The organism is Streptomyces sp. MBT53 (assembly GCF_016654115.1).
Classification (GTDB): domain Bacteria; phylum Actinomycetota; class Actinomycetes; order Streptomycetales; family Streptomycetaceae; genus Streptomyces.
This window is the reverse complement of record NZ_JAEQAZ010000080.1, coordinates 21,293-39,933: the sequence shown is the minus strand read 5'-3', so window position 1 is coordinate 39,933 and position 18,641 is coordinate 21,293. Positions and strand designations below refer to the sequence as shown.

General features: G+C 70.7%; 13 protein-coding genes. 4 read left to right on the top strand and 9 right to left on the bottom strand.

Features of this window, described 5'->3' with window-relative positions; genetic code table 11:
• The first annotated feature begins 354 nt into the window (after positions 1 to 354).
• Complete coding sequence (locus tag JHN45_RS26975; RefSeq protein WP_201050976.1) at positions 355 to 2,598, top strand: MMPL family transporter; 2,244 nt, start codon at positions 355 to 357, stop codon at positions 2,596 to 2,598.
• Positions 2,599 to 2,670: 72 nt separating this feature from the next.
• On the opposite strand, the gene erm is transcribed toward JHN45_RS26975, so the two are convergent.
• From erm to JHN45_RS26955, 4 genes are all read right to left on the bottom strand, one after another.
• Positions 2,671 to 3,450, bottom strand: a complete 780-nt coding sequence (gene erm, locus JHN45_RS26970) for an ErmE/ErmH/ErmO/ErmR family 23S rRNA (adenine(2058)-N(6))-methyltransferase (RefSeq protein ID WP_201050975.1) — start codon at positions 3,448 to 3,450, stop codon at positions 2,671 to 2,673.
• Between the two features lie 335 nt (positions 3,451 to 3,785).
• Entirely contained in the window at positions 3,786 to 5,069 is a 1,284-nt protein-coding gene (locus tag JHN45_RS26965; protein ID WP_201050974.1) for an ABC transporter substrate-binding protein, read from the bottom strand.
• On the bottom strand, positions 5,069 to 5,902 hold the full coding sequence (locus JHN45_RS26960; RefSeq protein WP_201050973.1) for a carbohydrate ABC transporter permease: 834 nt from the start codon (positions 5,900 to 5,902) through the stop codon (positions 5,069 to 5,071). The genes JHN45_RS26965 and JHN45_RS26960 overlap by 1 nt, the downstream gene beginning before the upstream one ends.
• A complete protein-coding gene (locus tag JHN45_RS26955) occupies positions 5,899 to 6,849 on the bottom strand; it encodes a carbohydrate ABC transporter permease (RefSeq protein WP_234469744.1) in 951 nt (316 codons plus the stop codon). Before JHN45_RS26955 ends, JHN45_RS26960 begins: the two co-directional genes overlap by 4 nt.
• 183 nt (positions 6,850 to 7,032) lie before the next feature.
• On the opposite strand from JHN45_RS26955, the gene JHN45_RS26950 reads away from it, so the two are divergent.
• Positions 7,033 to 7,896 carry a phosphotransferase enzyme family protein gene (locus tag JHN45_RS26950; protein WP_201050972.1) on the top strand — a complete coding sequence of 288 codons (864 nt, stop codon included), beginning with the start codon at positions 7,033 to 7,035 and terminating at the stop codon, positions 7,894 to 7,896.
• Positions 7,897 to 8,015: 119 nt separating this feature from the next.
• Here the strand turns inward: JHN45_RS26950 and JHN45_RS26945 are convergent, their stop codons facing one another.
• From JHN45_RS26945 to JHN45_RS26930, 4 genes are all read right to left on the bottom strand, one after another.
• A complete protein-coding gene (locus tag JHN45_RS26945) occupies positions 8,016 to 8,738 on the bottom strand; it encodes a 3'-5' exonuclease (protein ID WP_201050971.1) in 723 nt (240 codons plus the stop codon).
• Between the two features lie 110 nt (positions 8,739 to 8,848).
• On the bottom strand, positions 8,849 to 10,090 hold the full coding sequence (locus JHN45_RS26940) for an SAV2148 family HEPN domain-containing protein (protein ID WP_201050970.1): 1,242 nt from the start codon (positions 10,088 to 10,090) through the stop codon (positions 8,849 to 8,851).
• Positions 10,091 to 10,194: 104 nt separating this feature from the next.
• Positions 10,195 to 11,511, bottom strand: coding sequence for a copper amine oxidase (locus JHN45_RS26935; protein WP_201050969.1), 1,317 nt, complete (start codon positions 11,509 to 11,511; stop codon positions 10,195 to 10,197).
• An 82-nt stretch (positions 11,512 to 11,593) separates the two neighbouring features.
• Positions 11,594 to 12,400, bottom strand: a complete 807-nt coding sequence (locus JHN45_RS26930; protein ID WP_201050968.1) for a Tat pathway signal sequence domain protein — start codon at positions 12,398 to 12,400, stop codon at positions 11,594 to 11,596.
• A 198-nt stretch (positions 12,401 to 12,598) separates the two neighbouring features.
• Between JHN45_RS26930 and glgX the strand changes: the two genes are divergently transcribed.
• The gene (gene glgX, locus JHN45_RS26925) at positions 12,599 to 14,716 is read left to right on the top strand and encodes a glycogen debranching protein GlgX (RefSeq protein ID WP_200716645.1); all 2,118 of its coding nucleotides are present in this window, start codon (positions 12,599 to 12,601) and stop codon (positions 14,714 to 14,716) included.
• A 74-nt stretch (positions 14,717 to 14,790) separates the two neighbouring features.
• Positions 14,791 to 17,139, top strand: a complete 2,349-nt coding sequence (gene treY / locus JHN45_RS26920) for a malto-oligosyltrehalose synthase (RefSeq protein ID WP_201050967.1) — start codon at positions 14,791 to 14,793, stop codon at positions 17,137 to 17,139.
• On the opposite strand, the gene JHN45_RS26915 is transcribed toward treY, so the two are convergent.
• Positions 17,136 to 18,242 carry a cytochrome P450 gene (locus tag JHN45_RS26915; RefSeq protein WP_201050966.1) on the bottom strand — a complete coding sequence of 369 codons (1,107 nt, stop codon included), beginning with the start codon at positions 18,240 to 18,242 and terminating at the stop codon, positions 17,136 to 17,138. The two genes, treY and JHN45_RS26915, sit on opposite strands and share 4 nt — an antisense overlap.
• Positions 18,243 to 18,641 lie beyond the last annotated feature (399 nt).

The following is an 18,641-nucleotide window of genomic DNA, read 5'->3' as shown; positions in this document are numbered from 1 at the left end:
ACGGCCGCTTCATGTGGTGCGTGGGTGCGCGGAAACTCTGGCGGATGAGGTGGCTCCGGATCAACACCTGAGGGCACTCCTACCAGCACCTGTGACTTGTTCAACAAGCTTTCTTAATAACAAAGCGGACCCCTGCCGACGCATCGGACACCCTGATCACCATCCCCGAGGCGCCCGGATAGATGTAAGGGGCCGCCGTCCTCCCCAGTGGTGAGGGCCCGGGGTCCGTGCGGAGGAGCCGGGCACCCGGTACTTCACCGGTCAGCACGAGGAGACGTTCTTATCCCGCGCATACCTTCGAACCATGAGGTGGCGGCAGGCGGCTGTCACCGTGCACAAGGGGGCAAGCCCGTCATGGGGAACGGAGATTCGCGGGTGCGGGGCCTCGCCGCCCGGGCCGGCGGCTGGAGCGCCCGGCACCGGTGGGCCGCGGTCGGCATCTGGGTGCTGTTCGTGGTTCTGGCGATGGGAATCGGTTCGGCGGCGGGCCGGGTGGACGTCGACGAGAGCGACCAGCTGAAGGGCGAGACGCACACCGCCGCCCAGATCATCGACGACGCGGGGATCAAGGAACCGGCCAGTGAGACCATCCTGATCCAGTCGAAGGACGCGTCGCTCACCTCCACGGACAGCGAGTTCCGCACCGCGGTCACCGCCGTCGTCAAGGCCGTCGAGGGGACCGGCAAGGTCACCGACGTCACCTCGCCGTACGACACGAGGACGATCTCGAAGGACGGCCGGAGCGCGCTCGTCCAGTTCGACATGCGCGGGGACTCGGACACCGCGGGCGACCGGGTGGAGCCGGTGCTGAACGCCGTCGCCGAGGTGCAGAAGGACCACGGATCGCTGCGGATCGAGGAGATCGGCGGCGCCAGCATGGCGAAGCAGTACAAGGACGCGTTCGGCGACGACTTCAAGAAGGCCGAGTACTCCGCCGTACCCGTCGCTCTCGGCATCCTCCTCATCGCCTTCGGCGCGCTGGTCGCGGCGCTGCTGCCGGTGGCGCTGGCGATGACCGCGATCATCGCGACGATGGGTCTGATGGGCATCGTCAGCCATGTCCAGCCGATGAGCGACACCGCCAACTCCGTGATGCTGCTTGTGGGGTTGGCCGTCGGCGTCGACTACTGCCTGTTCTATCTGCGCCGCGAACGCGAGGAGCGCGAGGCCGGCCGGGACGCCGGGGCCGCGCTGCGGATCGCCGCCGCGACCAGTGGCCGCGCCATCATCGTCTCCGGTGTCACGGTGTGCGTGGCGATGGCGGGCATGCTGTTCACCGGGCTCGCCGAGTTCGAGGCGATGGGCCTGGCCTCGCTGATGGTCGTCGCGGTCGCCATGGTCGGCTCGGTGACCGTACTGCCCGCGCTGCTCTCGCTGTTGGGCGAGCGGGTCGAGAAGGGCCGCATCCCGTTCCTGCGCCGGCGCAGCCGCCGGGGCAACGGCGAGAGCCGGTTCTGGACCGCCGTCCTGAAGGGCGTGCTCGCCAAGCCGCTGGTCTCCGTCCTCGTCGCGGCCGGCGCCCTGCTGGCGATCGCCGCACCGGCCGTCGGCATGAAGACCGAGAACCTCACCCTGGACCAGGAGTTCGGCAACTCCCTCCCGATCGTGGGGACTTACAACCGCGTCAACGACGCCTTCCCCGGCGGCTCCGAACCGGCCGAGGTCGTCGTCAAGGCCAAGGACATCAACTCCCCCGAGGTCAAGCAGGCGTTGGCCGACTTCAAGGCGGAGGCGGTCAGTTCGGGTGCCTCGCTCGGCCCGGTCGACATCAAGCTGCACGACGCACAGAACGTCGCCTTCGTCTACGTCCCGCTCGTCGGCGGCTCCGACCAGGACAAGGCCGCGAAGAGCCTGGAGACACTCCGCGACGACGTACGGCCCGCCACCCTCGGCAAGGTCGACGGCGTCCAGGCACCGATCACCGGACAGGTCGCCGGTTCGCACGACTTCAACGACCAGCTCCTCGGATCGGTCGTCCCGGTCTTCGCGTTCGTCGTGGTCTTCGCCTTCCTCCTGATGCTCCTGTCGTTCCGCTCACTGACGGTCGCGATCACCTCGATCGTCCTCAACCTCCTTTCGGTGGGCGCCGCTTACGGCATCCTCGTCGCCGTCTTCCAACACGGCTGGGGCGCCTCGCTGGTGGGTGCGGAGGGTGTCGGCGCGATCGTCACCTGGCTGCCGCTGTTCCTCTTCGTGATCCTGTTCGGCCTGTCGATGGACTACCACGTGTTCGTCGTCTCCCGCATCCGCGAGGCGAGGCTGCGCGGCCGTACGACACGGGACGCGATCCAGCACGGCGTGGTCACCACGGCCGGTGTCGTCACCAGTGCAGCGATCATCATGGTCGCCGTGTTCGCGATCTTCGGCACGCTGTCCATGCAGTCGATGAAGCAGATGGGCGTCGGCCTCGCGGCGGCGGTCCTCATCGACGCGACGGTCATCCGGGGCGTCCTGCTCCCCGCGGTGATGGCGCTGCTGGGCGAGCGCAACTGGTACTTCCCGAAGTGGCTCCACCGCCTCCCCGACCTCACCCACGACGAGGCCCCGGAGCCGGTCCCGTCCTCGGTGGCGGGCGAAGGGGAGCCTGTGCGGGTGTAACTCCCACTGACTGAGGGCCTGTTGGTATCCCGGGGGAACCGACAGGCCCTCACTGCTGCCCTACGCCGTCTGCTACGACGTCAGCTCCTTGTGCAGCCGCAGCCAGTGGTCCGGGGGCACCTCGCCGACGAGGACGTGCGGGTCGAGGCGCGCTGCGCGGAACGCGGCGTCCACGCGGCGTCTCGGGTGGGCCCGGCGCAGGGAGGCATGCAGGGAGCCTCCCACCCCCGAGAAGCCCAGCTCGACCAGGTACCGCCAGCCGGGCAGTTCGGTGGGTTCGAGGAGCGGGGTCCGGCGCCGCTCGATCCGTACGATCCCGGCGTCGACGCGTGGCACGGGACTGAACCTCCTGCGGTCGACCCGCCCTACCAGCCGCCATTCGTGACGCGGCCAGCTGCGTACCGTCAGCAGGGTCCAACTCCCGTAGTCCCCGGTGCGTTTGCGGGCGTACTCCAGCTGGGTGAGCAGGGTGGCGTCGGTGAGGGCGGGGGCGCGCAGGCACCAGTCGACGATGTCGGCGGTACGGGAGAAGGGCACGTTTCCCGCCACGGAGAACGGGACGCGTGGGGGCCGTGTGTCCATGAAGTCGCCTGCGATGACGTGCACTTGGGGTGTCGCGGCGAAGCGAGTGCGGAGCTTGGGTACCAGTCGGGGGTCGATCTCGTGGGCGTGGAGTTCGTGGCAGTGGGGCGCGAGCTTCGCGGTCAACGCGCCTTTTCCCGCGCCCACTTCGAGGAGGAGGGGGATCTGGTGGCCGTGGGGGACGGCCAGGCGGGCGACGAACTCTGCGGTGGCGCGGTCGGCGAGGAAGTTCTGCGAGAGCGCGCGGGAAACGCGGGTGGGGCGGGCCATGGCCTGCGGTCCTTGTCTTCCGTGAAGGGCATACGGGCAGACGAAGGCCCCGACCGGAAGAACAGGGAGAAGTGTCAGCGGGCGTGGACGCCCGGGCCGGTCAGGGCACCGGGGCCGCGGCGCATGCGGATCGCATACGTGCAGCTCCGGCCGAGACCGGAGTTCGTGATCGCGTTCGCGGCTGACATGCCGCTCACGCTAGGTGGGGCGGGTGGGGTGGGGCAACGGGATTTCGCGGTGAGGTGCGCCGTCCGGGGAGCGTGGTGCGGTTGTGTGGCGGGTGCGGGTGCGTCGGGGCTGGTCGCGCAGTTCCCCGCGCCCCTAGAAGCCTCATCTCATCGTTGGTATCTCGCCAGTACCAAGTTGCCGTCTTTCTGGAGGCGTTGGCGTAGTTCGGCGAGGGTGATCGCGCCGCTGTAGTACTCCTGGTAGGCCGGGGTGGCCACCTTGTCCTTCCATTCGGGGTAGCCGCGTACCGACTGGGCGGGGGCCGAGGTGAGGTCGTCGGCGAGGGCTGTGCCGGTGGACCAGTCGTCCTTGGTGGTGTGCAGGGCGGGGTCCTCGAGGGCCTCCGTGCCGGTGGGGAGCATCCAGTCGCCGAGGGCCAGGCGGACCATGTTCTTGGGCTGGAGCAGGAAGTCGATGAACTCGGCGGCTTCCTTCTTGTGCGGGCTGTCCTCGGCGATGGACAGGGTCTGTGGGCTGACGCCCTGCGTGAGCCCGTCGGCGCCGGCCGGGGCGGGCAGCACCTGCCAGTCGAAGCCCTTCGGCGCCTGCTGCACGATCTGCTGGCGGTAGGAGAAGCCGAGCGGGACCATCGCGTACCTGCCGCCGAAGAATCCGGGCAGGGTGTCCGAGCCGCCGCTCCCGAGCGTCGTCGGCGAGGCGCTGTGGTCCACGTTCGCCTGGTCGTGGATCGTGCGCGGTACGACCTCGTCGGCCGCGTCGAGACGCACGGTCACCTTGCCGTCCGCGTCCCGGTGGAACAGCGCGCCGCCCGCCGAGAGGGACAGGTTGAGCGTGGCGGACACCGGTTCCTTGAGCGGCCAGGCCACGCCGTACTTGCCGTCGCCGCTCAGCTGCCGGGTGATGGTCCTGAACTCCAGCCAGGTCCACGGGTGTTCGGGAGTCGGGATGCGTACGCCCGCCTTCTTCAGCCAGGTCGCGTTGGCGATCAGCACCCTCGGCTCCTGGAGGAACGGCACGCCGTAGACACCGTCCCCGAAGGTCGTCGTCTCCCAACTGCGTTGCGGGATGTCGGACTTGAGGCGGGCGGGCAGCAGGTCCCTGAGGTCGGCGAGGTAGCCGCCGTAGGCGAAGTCCGCGAGGTCGTCCGAGGCGTCGTGGATGATGTCCGGCGCCTCACCGCCCTCGAAGGACGTGAGCAGCTGGTCGTGGACGCTGTCCCAACTGCCCTGTACGTACTCGACCTTGACGTCCGGATGGGTGGCGTTCCACTCCTTCACCAGTTCCTTGTTGGCGGTGACGGACTCCTCCTGCCAGGCGAGGGACTGGAAGCGGAGGGTGATCCCGCCGTTCGCGGAGCCGTGGTCGCCTCCGCTCGTGCAGCCGGCGAGGAGCAGGCCTACGACGAGGATGAGGATCCAGCGGGGGCGCATCAGTTCTTCACCGCCCCGGTGAGCATGCCGCCCGTGATCCGGCGCTGGATCAGGGCGAAGACGAGCAGGGAGGGGAGGGTCGCGAGGAACGCGGCGGCGGCGAGTGGGCCGAGGTCGGCCACGCCCTCCGCGCCGATGAAGTGGGTGAGGACGACCGGCAGGGTCTGATGCTCCGGGGTCTTGAGCAGGACCAGCGCGAAGAAGAACTCGTTCCACGCGGTGACGAACGCGAACAGCGCCGTCGCCACGATCCCCGGCGCGAGCAGCGGTGCCGTCACCGACACGAGGGTGCGGAGTCTTCCGGCGCCGTCGACCGCCGCCGCCTCCTCCAACTCGGCCGGTACCGCCCGCACATAGCCGACCAGCATCCACAGCGCGAACGGCAGCGACCACACGACGTAGACCATCACCAGCCCGGCCAGGGAGTCGATGAGCCGCAGGTTCTTCAGCACCAGGAACAGCGGGATGATCACCAGCACGAACGGGAACGCCTGGCTGACCACCACCCACCCGGTCGCGGCCCGCGCGAGCAGGGTGCGGCGCCGGGCCATGACCCATGCCATCGGCGTCGCGATCACCACGGCGATCAGCGCGGCCCCGAGCGCGGCGAGCAGGGAGTTCAACGCGGCGTGCAGCAGCGGCTGTTCGTCGAAGGCCTGGCGGAAGTTGGCGAGCGTGGGGTGCCGGGGGATCCAGGTGGGGTGCAGACTGCCCAGCTCTCGCGGTGACTTGAAGGCGGTGGAGATCAGCCAGAGGAAGGGGAAGGCGAGGAAGACGAGATACGCGAGCAGGGCCGCGTACTGTCCGGCGCGAGCCTTGGCACTGGTCTTCACTGGTCCTGTCCTCCTCCCAGTCGGCCTACGAGGAAGACGGCGAGGAGCACCGAGATCACCGCGACCATCACACATCCCATCGCCGCCGCGTACCCGAACTGGCCGTAGCGGAAGGCCTCTTCGTAGGCGAAGAGCATGGGCAGCCGGGTGCGGCCGCCGGGGCCGCCGCTGGTCAGGACATAGACCAGGGCGAACGAGTTGAAGTTCCAGATCAGGTTGAGCGCCGTGATCGCCAGCGCCACCGGTCTGAGGGCGGGCCAGGTGACCGTACGGAAGCGGCGCCAGGCTCCGGCGCCGTCGACGGCCGCCGCCTCGTGGAGTTCGCGCGGGGTGTTCTGGAGTCCGGCGAGCAGGGCGACCGTCGTCTGGGGCATGCCCGCCCACACGCCTACGACGATCACGGCGGGCAGTGCGGTGCCCAGACTGCTGAGCCAGTCGCGGCCGTTGCCGAGGCCGACGTCGTGGAGGGTCTCGTTGAGGACGCCGGCGTCCGGGTTGTAGACGATCCGCCACATGATGCCGACGACGACCTCGGGCATCGCCCACGGGACGATCGCCAGCGCCCGGGCCAGCCATCTCAGCCGCAGGTCCTGGTTGAGGAGAAGGGCGAGGCCGAGGGCGAGCAGGAACTGGGGGACCGTGACCCCGACCGCCCACACCAGTCCGATGCGGAACGACTCCCAGAAGAGGGTGTCGTGCAGCAGGTCGCGGAAGTTGAGGGCGCCGATCCACTGCGTGGGCGCGGTCCGCCCCGACTGGGAGTCGGTGAAGGCCAGCAGGACGCCGTAGAGGAGGGGGCCGACGCTGAGCACGAGGATCGGGATCAGCGCGGGTAACACCAGGAACCAGGCCGCGCGGTCCGAAGCCCGTCGTTGTCGGCCCCGGCCGGGCGCGCGGCTCGGCGGCCTCCGCGCCTCCGTCACCGATACCCCCGTCACCGATGTCATGGAATCAGCCCCTTTGCACGGCCCGGTCGGGCCCCGTCATGGTCGTGAACGCCGTGTGCCTCGTCAAGGCACCTCGCATGCCGTCCCACCTGTGCGAATGCGACACTGGCCGTCGGATGGCGGGAACCCGACGCCGTACGCACACGCACATGGACACACACAGGGACGACACGGAGGCGGACGATGGACGAGGCACGGGCGCGGGACGTACTGGCCGCGGCGGACGTACTGCCCGGACCGGCGCGGGACGCGCGGCTCCTCGCCCTCGGCGAGAACGCGGTGTTCGCCGCCGGTGACCTGGTCGTCAAGGTGGGCCGCGACGCCGAACTCCTCGACCGCGCCCGGCGCGAGCTGGACGTCGCGGTGTGGCTGGCCGAGGCGGGCGTGCCGGCGGTGCGGGCCGCCGACCCGAAGGCGCGCCTCGTCGAGGGACACCCGGTGACCGTGTGGCACCGGCTGTCCGATTCCGTACGCCCGGCCGAACCCCGGGATTTGGCCGAACTGCTACGCCTCGTCCACGCGCTCCCCTCCCCCTCCTTCGAACTCCCGCCCCGCGAGCTGCTGGGCGGTGTCGAGCGCTGGCTGCGGCTCGCGGGTGACGCGATCGATCCGGCGGACGCGGCGTATCTGCGGGAGCGGCGCGACGGGTTCGCGGCTGCGGCCTCTGCGCTCACGCCCCATCTGGAGCCGGGGCCGATCCACGGCGACGCGCTGCCTCGGAATGTGCACGTCGGGCCGGACGGGCCGGTCCTGGTCGACCTGGAGACCTTCTCCGCCGACCTGCGCGAGCACGACCTGGTGGTGATGGCTCTGTCCCGCGACCGGTATGCCTTCCCTGCCCGGGCGTATGACTCGTTCACCGAGGCGTACGGGTGGGATGTGCGGGAGTGGGAGGGCTGCGGGGTGCTGCGTGGGGCTCGGGAGACGGCCAGTTGTGCGTGGGTCGCGCAGCATGCGCCCAGTAATCCCGAGGCGTTGGTCGAGTTCGAGCGGCGGGTGGGGTCTTTGCGGGACGGGGACGAGACGGTGCGGTGGTTTCCGTTCTGAGCGCCTATTGAACGGGGGCTATCTGTATTCGGGCGGCTGCGGGTCCGTTGTGGCTGGTCGCGCAGTTCCCCGCGCCCCTTAAGGGCGCTTGCCCCTGGGGCGCTTCAGAAGGCGCCCTCTCACACCGTCTCGTCCTCCAGCTCCCGCAGCGGCCATGTGCCGTCGATCACCGCGTCCTGTTCGCCCTTGCGGCGTAGGAAGCTCTGGAAGTCGGCGGCCCATTCCGCGTACCACTCGATCTGGCGGCGGTGCAGTTCGGCGGGGCCGAGGGCCGCGACCTTGGGGTGGCGGTCGGCTATCGCGCCGGCCAGGCGGGCGGCGGCCAGGGCGTCGGACGAAGCGTCGTGGGCGGTGTCGAGGACCACGCCGTACTCCTGGCAGACCGCTTCGAGGTTGCGCTTGCCGCGGCGGTAGCGGTCGACGGAGCGGTCGATCGTGTACGGGTCGATGACCGGGGCGGGGTCGATGCCGCCCAGGCGGTCGCGCAGGGACGGCAGTCCGTGCCGGCGCAGCTCGGCGGAGAGCAGGGTGAGGTCGAAGGCCGCGTTGTAGGCGACGACGGGGACGCCCGTCTTCCAGTAGGTCGTGAGGACGTCCGCGATCGCGTCGGCGACCTCGTCGGCCGGGCGGCCCTCGGCGGTGGCGCGTTCGTTCGTGATGCCGTGCACGGCGACGGCGTCGGCCGGGATCTCCACGCCGGGATCCGCGAGCCACTCCCGGCGGCCCGCGGGCCGTCCGCCCCTGACCTCTATGACCGCGCCGGTGACGATGCGCGCCTCGCGCGGCTCCGTGCCGGTCGTCTCCAGGTCGAAGCCGATGAGCAGCTCCTGGTGCCAGGCCATGACGGCCCCCCTTCTCGGTGGTGCTTTCCCCCAGTGGTCTCCACCTTCGCATGAGCCACTGACAATCCGAGGACCGCGTTCCGCTTAGCGCCCGGGCGGCCTCGGACAGGTCAGGACACCGGTCGCGAATCCGCCCACATCTGCTCGAACTCATCGCGATAGGTGGGGAAAAGACCGCTGTCGTCTATTTCGTCCGACTTGACGAGTCGGCTTCCGTTTCGCAGCACCAGCACCGGGGCCTCCATGCCGCGGCTGCGGCGCAGATAGGACTGCACGACGGCTATGCCGTCCGAGCCGTCGCCGTCGACGAGGTACGCCGTGAAGCGGGGTGTCTCGTCGAAGACCTGGATCTCGAAGGCGCCCGGGTCACGCAGCCGGGACCGCACCCGTCGCATGTGCAGGATGTTCATCTCGACGGCGCGGCTCAACTCGCCCCGCTTTATGCCGAGTTCGCGCTCGCGCCGCTTCACCGCGCTGGAGGCCGGGTTGAGGAACAGCAGCCGTACCCGGCAGCCCGACTCGGCGAGGCGGATCAGCCGTCGGCCGGAGAAGTTCTGCACGAGGAGGTTGAGGCCGATGCCGATCGCGTCGACGCGGCGGGCCCCGCCGAAGATGTCCTCGGCCGGGAACTGGCGCATCAGCCGCACCCGGTCGGAGTGGACGGCGACCACGTCGGCGAAGCGGTCGCCGATCAGTTCCTCGACCGCGTCCACGGGCAGCCGGCGGGCCGAGGGCACGTCGCTGCCGGCGCCGAGGGTCTCCAGGAGTTTCGCGGAGGCCCGCTCGGCCTGGTTGAGGACGGCCTCGGAGAGGGCGCGGTTGCGGGAGACGACGTTGCGGGTCACCTCCAGTTCGTCCAGGGCGAGTTCGACGTCGCGGCGCTCGTCGAAGTACGGCTCGAAGCACGGCCAGTGCTGCACCATCAGCTCGCGCAGCTGCGGCAGGGTCAGGAAACTGAGGACGTTGTCGTCGGCCGGGTCGAGCAAGTAGCCCTTGCGGCGGCTGACTTCGCGGACGGCGACCGCGCGCTGCACCCATTCCTGGCCGGCCGGACCGGCCGCGGCGACGACCCATTCGTCGCCGTGGACGGGTTCGTAGATGGGCCGCAGGACGGCGGCCACGACGGCGCGCAGCCGCTGTTCGACCAGGTTCAGCCAGATGTAGGCGCGGCCGGCTCGCTGGGCGCGCGTACGCACCTCACGCCAGGCGTCGGCGTCCCAGTCCAGCTCCGGACCGATGGAACCAGCCGCGTCCATCGGACGTGCCAGGGACACCGCGCCGGGCGGGACTTCTGCGGAGTTCCCCTCGTGACCCTCGTCACCAGGGGGCAACTCCAGCCCTCCCGAGCCCACCCGTGCACCGCCTTCCGCTCCCCCGAGCTCTCCCCAGTCTCAACGATCAAGGAAGGGTACTCCGGGACCGGTCGGCGGTGCAGCCGGATGGACAGGGTCGTTTCTCAACTTCCGCCGTTCACATTGCCGTTCTGGTTCGCGAGTTCGGCGGGAGTGAGCGGATTCATAGCGGTGACGTCGCGCGGGGCGATCGAGAATCCCTGCCAGTGGACCGGCATCGGCTGCTGGTCCTCGTCGCGGGCGATGTGGTGGAAGCCGACGTTCACCCAGACCACGGGCTGTGTGAGGGTCTGGCCGTTGACCCACTTGTCGACCTGCTTCGGGTGCCCGGCACCGCAGTTGGGCAGGTTGTCGCTGGCGAACTGCTCGCACTTGTTGTACTGGGTGAAGTACACGTCGTGCTGGGTGAAGCTGCGGCCCGGGTACTTGGTGGTGGGGCCGGGGACTATCTCGTAGGACCGGGCGTGGTTGTCCTTGTTCTTGCCGGTCGCGCTGACGATGCGCCACCAGCGCATGTTCTTCGCGTCGCCCGCGAGTTCCTTGGTGACCTTGGTCAACGTGGTCTTGTTCGTGGGGGTGTTGGCGCCGTGCGTGGTGACCGTGGAGTCGTACTGCTCGACGCGGCCCTTGGAGGAGCCGTCGAGGGCGAAGTCCAACTTCCAGAAGACGTCGTGCTGGTGGCTCGTCGCGTACGCCGTGGCGTTCTTGCCGAGCGGCCAGCCGCGGCCGTCGCCCGCGTCGTAGTCGTAGGGCGAAAGGCTGCCGGTGGCACCGACGTTCATGTTGATGGTGCCGTCGTCCTGGAAGCGCCACTCGGTGATGTACTCGTACCAGCCGACCTGGTTGACCGTGTAGACGAGGAAGTCCTTGCCCTGGGTCTGGAAGACCTTGTTGGCGCTGTCGCCCTGCATGCGGAAGGCGTGGCCGCGCGAACGGGTCGTCGTGCAGAGGCCCTTGACGTTCGGGTGGTCCGGGTCGATGGCGTCGGGGACCTTGACGGTCTTGATGGTGCCGCCGGGACACTCGCCGGGCTGCATGTTCATCAGGCCGGTGCCGAAGCCGTACTGCGTGAGGTCGCTGTACTCGTTCTTGCCGTCGTCGTACGGCACATGGATCTGGGCGAGCTTCGCGTCGGCGAGCACCTTGATGGGGGCTGCCTCGCCGGGCGGCTGGTAGGAGATGTTCTCCAGGACGAGGCCGGCCTCGCGCTCGTAGTGCCAGCACATCCGCCAGGTGGTGCCGGTGGAGAGCTTCTGCTCGATGGTGTAGGCGGCGCTGCAGCCGGGTGCGGCGGCGCTCGGCGCGGCCTTCGGCTGGGCGACGGCCGGGCCCGCGCCCGCGGTGGCTCCGGCGGCCAGGGCGGCCACCGTGAGGGCCACGGCCCCCCGACTGCGGGCACGGCTGATTCTGTTGACGCGCATGAAGAAGTGACTCCCTTACAGGAGAAGCAAGTTGGGACAGTGACGAAGGACGGTGCGATCCGCGTGGGTCGGTGCGATCGGTTCAGCCGGTGAGCTTGCCGACCTTGCGGGCGCTCAGGTCGATGACGAAGTCACGGGCGTCGATCCACGGCCCGTTCTTGACCTTCGGGAACAGCCGTACGCAGCGGTGCGTGCCGCACTGGTCGAGGACACCGGACTGCCGTCCCGGAGTGGCCTTGTAGATCATGGCGGTCAGCAACAGCTGGTCGGGCGAGGTGAGTTCGTTGCCGGTGGCGTCCTTGTAGTCCGCCTTCAGGCCCGCGCCCAGCGGGTCCGCGAGCAGCAGCTGGGCCGCCTCGACGTCCTCGGCGTGGCTCGCCGGCGGCTGCACTCCGTGCTGGGTGCCGGTCTGTTCGACCTTGCCGGTGTCCAGGTTGACGGTCTTGGTGACGACCGTGTCGTCCTTGTAGTCGTAGAACGTCACGTCCGCGCGGCGCGGCGCGTTCGGGTTGTCCAGCTCGTCGGGGTTCGGGTCGGCGAGCTGGACGTCGAGGCGCTGCGGTCCGCGCTTCCCGTCCACGTTCTCACTGGAGTTGAGGAACTGCTGGTTCACCGCGAGCTGTTCGACGCGCTTGGTCTCGTCGTCGGTGAGCGGGTCGCGGCCCTTGCCCTTCTCGCCCTCGGCCGGGGCCTGTTGCACGACACCGGGTGCCGCGCCCACTCCGTCCGCCGCCTGCTGCGCGGATCCGGCGGCCTTGCCGGTGCCCCCCGACTCGTCGGCCCCGGCCGTGCCCGGCAGGGTGACGGCGACCATCACGGCGGTCCCGGCCACCGCTATGGCCGTACCCGCCACCACTTTGCCCAGGTGGCGGTGCACTGTCCTTCGCACATTTCCCCCTACTCCCCCTGGGTCCATCCCCGGACCTCTGGGAGTGGTGTCTGTCCCACTTGGTTCGGCGTACGGCATACGTCGTACGCACTGGTCATTTGGTAAGAGGGATGTAAGTCATAGGTGGTTCCCTCACTTTCGGGGAGACTCAGGGGCAAGGCGCCCCGGTGGCGGGGCCCGGCTGAAAGAGTCGTGACCATGCAGGTCTGGCCTGGAGAGGCGTATCCACTCGGTGCCACGTACGACGGCGCCGGCACCAACTTCGCGGTCTTCACCGAGGCCGCGGACCGAGTAGAGCTGTGTCTGCTGCACGACGACGGCTCGGAGACGGCGGTGGAACTGCGGGAGAGCGACGCGTTCGTGCGGCACGCGTACGTGCCGGGCGTCATGCCCGGACAGCGCTACGGCTTCCGCGCGCACGGCCCGTACGCCCCCGAGCGGGGCCAGCGGTGCAACTCCGCGAAGCTGCTGCTCGACCCGTACGCGAAGGCGGTCAGCGGATCGATCGCCTGGGGCGAGGAGGTGTACGGCTACCACTTCGACGCGCCCGACAAGCGCAACGACCTGGACTCGGCCCCGCACACGATGTCGTCGGTCGTGGTCAACCCGTACTTCGACTGGGGCGACGACCGGCGGCCCCGGCGCGGCTACCACGAAACCGTGCTCTACGAGGCCCACGTCAAGGGCCTGACCATGCTGCACCCGGGACTGCCGGACGAGCTGCGCGGCACGTACGCGGCGCTCGCGCACCCGGCGGTGATCGAGCACCTGGTGGAGCTGGGGGTGACCGCCCTGGAGCTGATGCCGGTGCACCAGTTCGTGAACGACCACCGGCTGGTCGACATGGGGCTGAACAACTACTGGGGCTACAACACGATCGGTTTCTTCGCCCCGCACAACGCGTACGCCTCCTGGGGCGACCGCGGCCAGCAGGTCCTGGAGTTCAAGTCGGCGGTACGGGCACTGCACGAGGCCGGTATCGAGGTCATCCTGGACGTCGTCTACAACCACACGGCCGAGGGCAACCACCTGGGGCCGACGCTGTCCTTCAGGGGCCTCGACAACCCTTCGTACTACCGGCTCGCGGACGACCCCCGCTACTACATGGACACCACGGGGACGGGCAATTCGCTCCTCATGCGGTCCCCGCACGTGCTCCAGCTGATCATGGACTCGCTGCGCTACTGGGTCACCGAGATGCATGTCGACGGCTTCCGCTTCGACCTAGCGGCGACCCTGGCCCGGCAGTTCCACGAGGTGGACCGGCTGTCGTCGTTCTTCGACCTCGTGCAGCAGGACCCGGTGGTCTCCCAGGTGAAGCTGATCGCGGAACCCTGGGACGTCGGCGAGGGCGGCTACCAGGTGGGCAACTTCCCGCCGCTGTGGACCGAGTGGAACGGCAAGTACCGCGACACCGTGCGCGACCTGTGGCGGGGCGAGGGGCGGGCGCTCGCGGAGTTCGCGTCCCGGCTGACCGGCTCGTCCGATCTCTACCAGGACGACGGCCGTCGCCCCCTGGCCTCCATCAACTTCGTGACCTGCCACGACGGGTTCACGCTCAACGACCTGGTGTCGTACAACGACAAGCGCAACCAGGCCAACGGCGAGGACAACCGCGACGGCGAGAGCCACAACCGGTCCTGGAACTGCGGTGCCGAGGGCGAGACCGACGACCCGGCCGTGCTGGAGCTGCGCGCCCGCCAGATGCGCAACTTCGTCGCGACGCTGATGCTGTCCCAGGGTGTGCCGATGGTCAGCCACGGGGATGAGTTCGCGCGCACCCAGAGGGGCAACAACAACGCGTACTGCCAGGACAGCGAGCTGGCCTGGGTGAACTGGCCCGAGGAGGACGCCGAGTCGTCCGAGTTGCTGGCCTTCACGCGCGCGTTGGTGTGGCTGCGCAAGGAGCATCCCGTGTTCCGGCGCCGGCGCTTCTTCCACGGGCGGCCCGTGGAGGGCACCCACGACGAGCTGTCGGACATCGCCTGGTTCACCCCGGAGGGCAAGGAGATGGCCCAGCGGGACTGGGACTCGGCACAGGCGTCCGCGCTGTCGGTGTTCCTGAACGGCAACGCCATCTCGGAGCCCGGGCAGCGCGGCGAGCGCATCGCCGACGACTCCTTCCTGATGATGTTCAACGCCTCTCCCCAGACGCTGGACTTCGTGGTGCCGGTCAACCACGGCCGCCAGTGGGAGGTGATCGTCGACACGGGCCGCGCGGAGGGCGTGCCGGCGGGCACGGGCGCGAAGGTGAAGGCCGGGGACCGGCTGACCCTGGTGGACCGCAGCATGACGGTCCTGCAACGGCCCACCTAGGGCGGCACCTGGTCGGTGGACCGGATGCCGGGGTCGATGACACGAAGGGCGGCCGGGCGGGTACACAGGTCTGCATGACACCTGAACGACCCGACCCGGCAGTGCCCACGGCCACCTACCGGCTGCAGCTGCAGCCCGAGTTCCCGTTCGCGGCGGCCGCGGCGGCCGTGCCGTACCTGGCGTCGCTCGGCGTCTCGCACCTGCACCTCTCCCCCGTCCTGGAGTCCGTCCCGGGTTCGACGCACGGCTACGACGTCGTGGACCACGCGCGCGTGCGGGACGAACTCGGCGGCGAGGACGGTCTGCGGGCCCTGTCACGCACCGCGCGGGAGCACGGTCTCGGTCTGGTCATGGACATCGTGCCCAACCACATGGCCATGGCCCCGCGCCACAACCACGCCCTGTGGGAGGTGCTCAGGGAGGGCCCCAAGTCGCCGTACGCGCGGTGGTTCGACATCGACTGGGAGGCGCAGGGCGGGCGGTTGCTGCTGCCGGTGCTGGGCGGTCCGGTCGGCTCGGAGATCGATCACCTGGAGGTCGACGGTGACGTGCTGCGCTACTACGACCATGTGTTCCCGCTGCGTGCGGGCACCGGGGAGCTGCCGTTGCCGCGGCTCCTGGACGCGCAGTGGTACCGCCTCGGGTGGTGGCGGCTGGCCCGCACCGAGCTCAACTACCGGCGCTTCTTCAGCATTTCGGAACTGATCGGGGTCCGCGTGGAGGACCCGGAGGTCTTCGACGCCACGCACGGCAAGATCCTGCAGCTGCTCCGCGAGGGCGTCGTGGACGGGCTGCGCGTCGACCACCCCGACGGCCTCGCCGACCCGGACGACTACCTGCGGCGGCTGCACGAGGCGACCGGGGGCCGCTGGACGGTCGTGGAGAAGATCCTCGCGGACGGGGAGCGGCTGCCGGCGTCCTGGCCCGTCGCGGGCACCACCGGCTACGACGCCCTCAGGCACGTCGACGGGGTGTTCACGGACCCGGCGGGGGCGGGGGAACTCCTGGGCCAGTACCGGAGGTTCGCGGCCCCGCAGCCGGACCGTGGCGGGCACTGGGAGGCGACGGTGCGGCGGGCGGCGTACAAGGTGCTCACGCACGAGCTGGACGCCGAGCTGGACCGGCTCACCCGGGTGGTGAGCCGGCTGTGCGCCGCGTCCCCGGAGCCCGCGCTGCGCGACCGGGCCCCCTGGGCGCTGCGGACCGCGCTGGTGGAGTTCCTGGTGCGCATGGAGGTCTACCGGCCGTACACCTCGGGCGACACCGGGGCCGTCGTCACCGAGGAGGCGGCGGCCGAGGCCCGGCAGGCGTTCGTCGTCGCGGAGGAGGCGGGTGCCGTCGACGTCGTACGGGACCTGCTGCTGGGGCGGTACGGGGACGGGCCCGAGGAGGTCGAGTTCCGGGTCCGGTTCGCGCAGACGGCGTCCGCGCTGCGGGCCAAGTCCGTGGAGGACACGGCGTTCTACCGCTATGTGCCGCTGCTGTCGGCGACCGAGGTGGGCGGCGATCCGGGCGGTCCGGCGGTGTCCCCGGAGGACTTCCACGCGTACTGCGCGCGCGTGCAGCGCGACTGGCCGGTGGCGGGCACCGTGCTGTCGACCCACGACACCAAGCGCAGCGCGGACGTACGGGCCGCGCTGGCCGTGCTCACCGAGGTGCCGGAGCGCTGGGCGGACGTGCTGACCGAGGTGACCCGTACCGGCGAGGGGGTGCCGGACGCGCAACTGGCGTGGGCGGCCTGGCAGACGGTGTTCGGTCTCGGCCCGGCGGACGCGGAGCGCGTGCAGGGCGCCCTGTTGAAGCATGTGCGGGAGGCGGGTCTGCACACGAGCTGGACGGAGCAGCAGCCGTCGTACGAGGAGGCGGTGGCGGCGTTCGTCGCGGCGGGCCCGTGCGGGCCGCCCGGTGAGCGTGTGGCCGCGTTCCGCGCGGCGCTGGAGCCGCACATCCGGGCGAACGTGCTGGGCGCCGCGCTGCTCCAGCTGACGATGCCGGGTGTGCCGGACCTCTACCAGGGCACCGAGGCCGAGTACCTGGCCCTGGTCGACCCCGACAACCGGCGGCCGGTGCCGTTCCCGCCCCCGGAGGCGGGTGCCAAGGGCGCGGTGACGGCCGCCTCGCTGCGGCTGCGGGCCCGCCGTCCCGAGGCCTTCGGCGACGCGGCGACGTACGCCCCGCTGACGGCGGAGGGCCCGGCGGCGGCGCACTGTGTGGCGTTCGCCCGCTCGGGGGCCGCGGTCACGGCGGTGACCCGGCTGTCGTCGCGGCTCGCGGAGGCGGGCGGCTGGCGTGACACGGTGCTCCCGCTGCCGCCGGGGCGGTGGGCCGATGTGCTCGCTCCGGAGCGGCGGTTCACGGGGCACGCGCGCGTGGCGGAGCTCTTCGAGCTGTCGCCGGTGGTGCTGCTGGAGGTCTCTGACTAGGTGTGCACTCGGAGGGTCCGGGGTGAGCGGCGGACCAGGTCGTCGGGCCGGTGCCGGGGGCCCGGTGCGCGGCGCAGACCCGGCAGGGCGGACAGGAGGGCCCGTAGACCGTGTTCGGCCGTGAGAGCGGCCAGCAGGGCGTCGAGACCGGTGTCGTGGGCGAGCGGTCCGGGGTCGGTGCGGAAGGCGTCGTAGCGGTCCGGGTCGGTGAAGCGTTCCGGGTCGCGTCCCGCGGCGCCGAGCAGACAGGCGACGGTGGCTCCGGCGGGTATCGGGCCGACGGGTGCGACGGCCCTGCGCAGCACGATGTGCAGCGGCGGATCGCGGCGCAGGGACTCCGCCCAGGCGCCCGGCACGAGGTCGGGGCGGGTGCGGAGCACGTCCAACTGGTGTGGATGGTCGAGGAGGTTGGCGAGGAACGACGCGAGCGCCCGCGCGGTGCTCGCGCCGGACGCGCCGAGCAGCGTGCCCACCAGCCCGGTGACGGTGTCGTCCGACAGCGGGCCGCCGTCGCTCCGCGCGGTGCACAGCACGGACAGCAGGTCACCGCCCGGATGGGCGCGCCGCCGGGCCGTCAACGGCCGCAGGAAGGCGCCCAGTTCGGGACGGCCGCCCCCGGAGCGGCCGAGTCCCGTGCGGCACCAGCGGTGCACCCGCGCGGTCTCCTCGTACGGCAGCCCGAGCGCGGCCACGGCCGTGGCGGTGGGCAGCCAGTCACAGAACTCGGCCACCAGGTCGGCGTCCTCGCGGGCGGCGAGGCGCCGGGCGAGGACATGGGCGCTGCGTTCGACGGCGGCGGTGAGCGCGGCCAGTGCGGGCCCGTGCAGGACCCGGTCCACGAACCGGCCCGCCTCGGGTACGGCCGGGATCCCGCCCCCGGACACGGCGACGAGCCTCGGGTCGGCGAGGGCCGCGCGGACATCGTCGTAGCGACTGAGGAGCCACGCTCCGAACGGCTCGTCGTAGACCAGCGGGTAGTGCGTGCGGAGGATGCGGTAGAGCGGATACGGGTCCCGTACAGCCGTCCGCAGGCTCGGCGGGCCCGGTGGACGGGCCGGGGCGCCCGCGGTCCGGGGGACGGTCACGTCCGTGAGACACAGCACCGCCGTCCGCTCCCGTGGTCGCAGCTCCGCCGCACGCCGTCGAGGAGGCGCGCGGCCGGTCGTCCGCGTCCTGCGCGCACGCGGCTGTCCCCAGCCGACCACCGCACCGCGCGGACCGCAGCTCCCGTACGGCCGTACGGGTGAGGCGGTCGCGCCCTGGTCCTACGGCGTGCGGCGGGTCCCCGGCCACCGGCTCGCACCCGCGTACGGACCCGGGGCGCGGGTCGAGCCGCGGGCGTGCGGTGGCGGGCCGGGAGGGCGGTGTCCCTGATGCGGGGGCACGCGCGTGTGCACGACGACGACGTCACCGGGGGTGAGCGCGAGAACCCGGGAAACCCCCTGGAAATCCCCGGCCCCCTGCTGGCACCAACGCGCCTACCGGCTGCCGGTAAATGCCCC

What these genes read in the sequence shown, in the direction of transcription:
- JHN45_RS26975 (WP_201050976.1), top strand. Translation starts at nt 355, where the DNA reads ATGGGGAACGGAGATTCGCGGGTGCGGGGCCTCGCCGCCCGGGCCGGC.
- erm (WP_201050975.1), bottom strand. Translation starts at nt 3,450, where the DNA reads ATGGCCCGCCCCACCCGCGTTTCCCGCGCGCTCTCGCAGAACTTCCTC.
- JHN45_RS26965 (WP_201050974.1), bottom strand. Translation starts at nt 5,069, where the DNA reads ATGCGCCCCCGCTGGATCCTCATCCTCGTCGTAGGCCTGCTCCTCGCC.
- JHN45_RS26955 (WP_234469744.1), bottom strand. Translation starts at nt 6,849, where the DNA reads ATGACATCGGTGACGGGGGTATCGGTGACGGAGGCGCGGAGGCCGCCG.
- JHN45_RS26950 (WP_201050972.1), top strand. Translation starts at nt 7,033, where the DNA reads ATGGACGAGGCACGGGCGCGGGACGTACTGGCCGCGGCGGACGTACTG.
- JHN45_RS26945 (WP_201050971.1), bottom strand. Translation starts at nt 8,738, where the DNA reads ATGGCCTGGCACCAGGAGCTGCTCATCGGCTTCGACCTGGAGACGACC.
- JHN45_RS26935 (WP_201050969.1), bottom strand. Translation starts at nt 11,511, where the DNA reads ATGCGCGTCAACAGAATCAGCCGTGCCCGCAGTCGGGGGGCCGTGGCC.
- glgX (WP_200716645.1), top strand. Translation starts at nt 12,599, where the DNA reads ATGCAGGTCTGGCCTGGAGAGGCGTATCCACTCGGTGCCACGTACGAC.
- treY (WP_201050967.1), top strand. Translation starts at nt 14,791, where the DNA reads ATGACACCTGAACGACCCGACCCGGCAGTGCCCACGGCCACCTACCGG.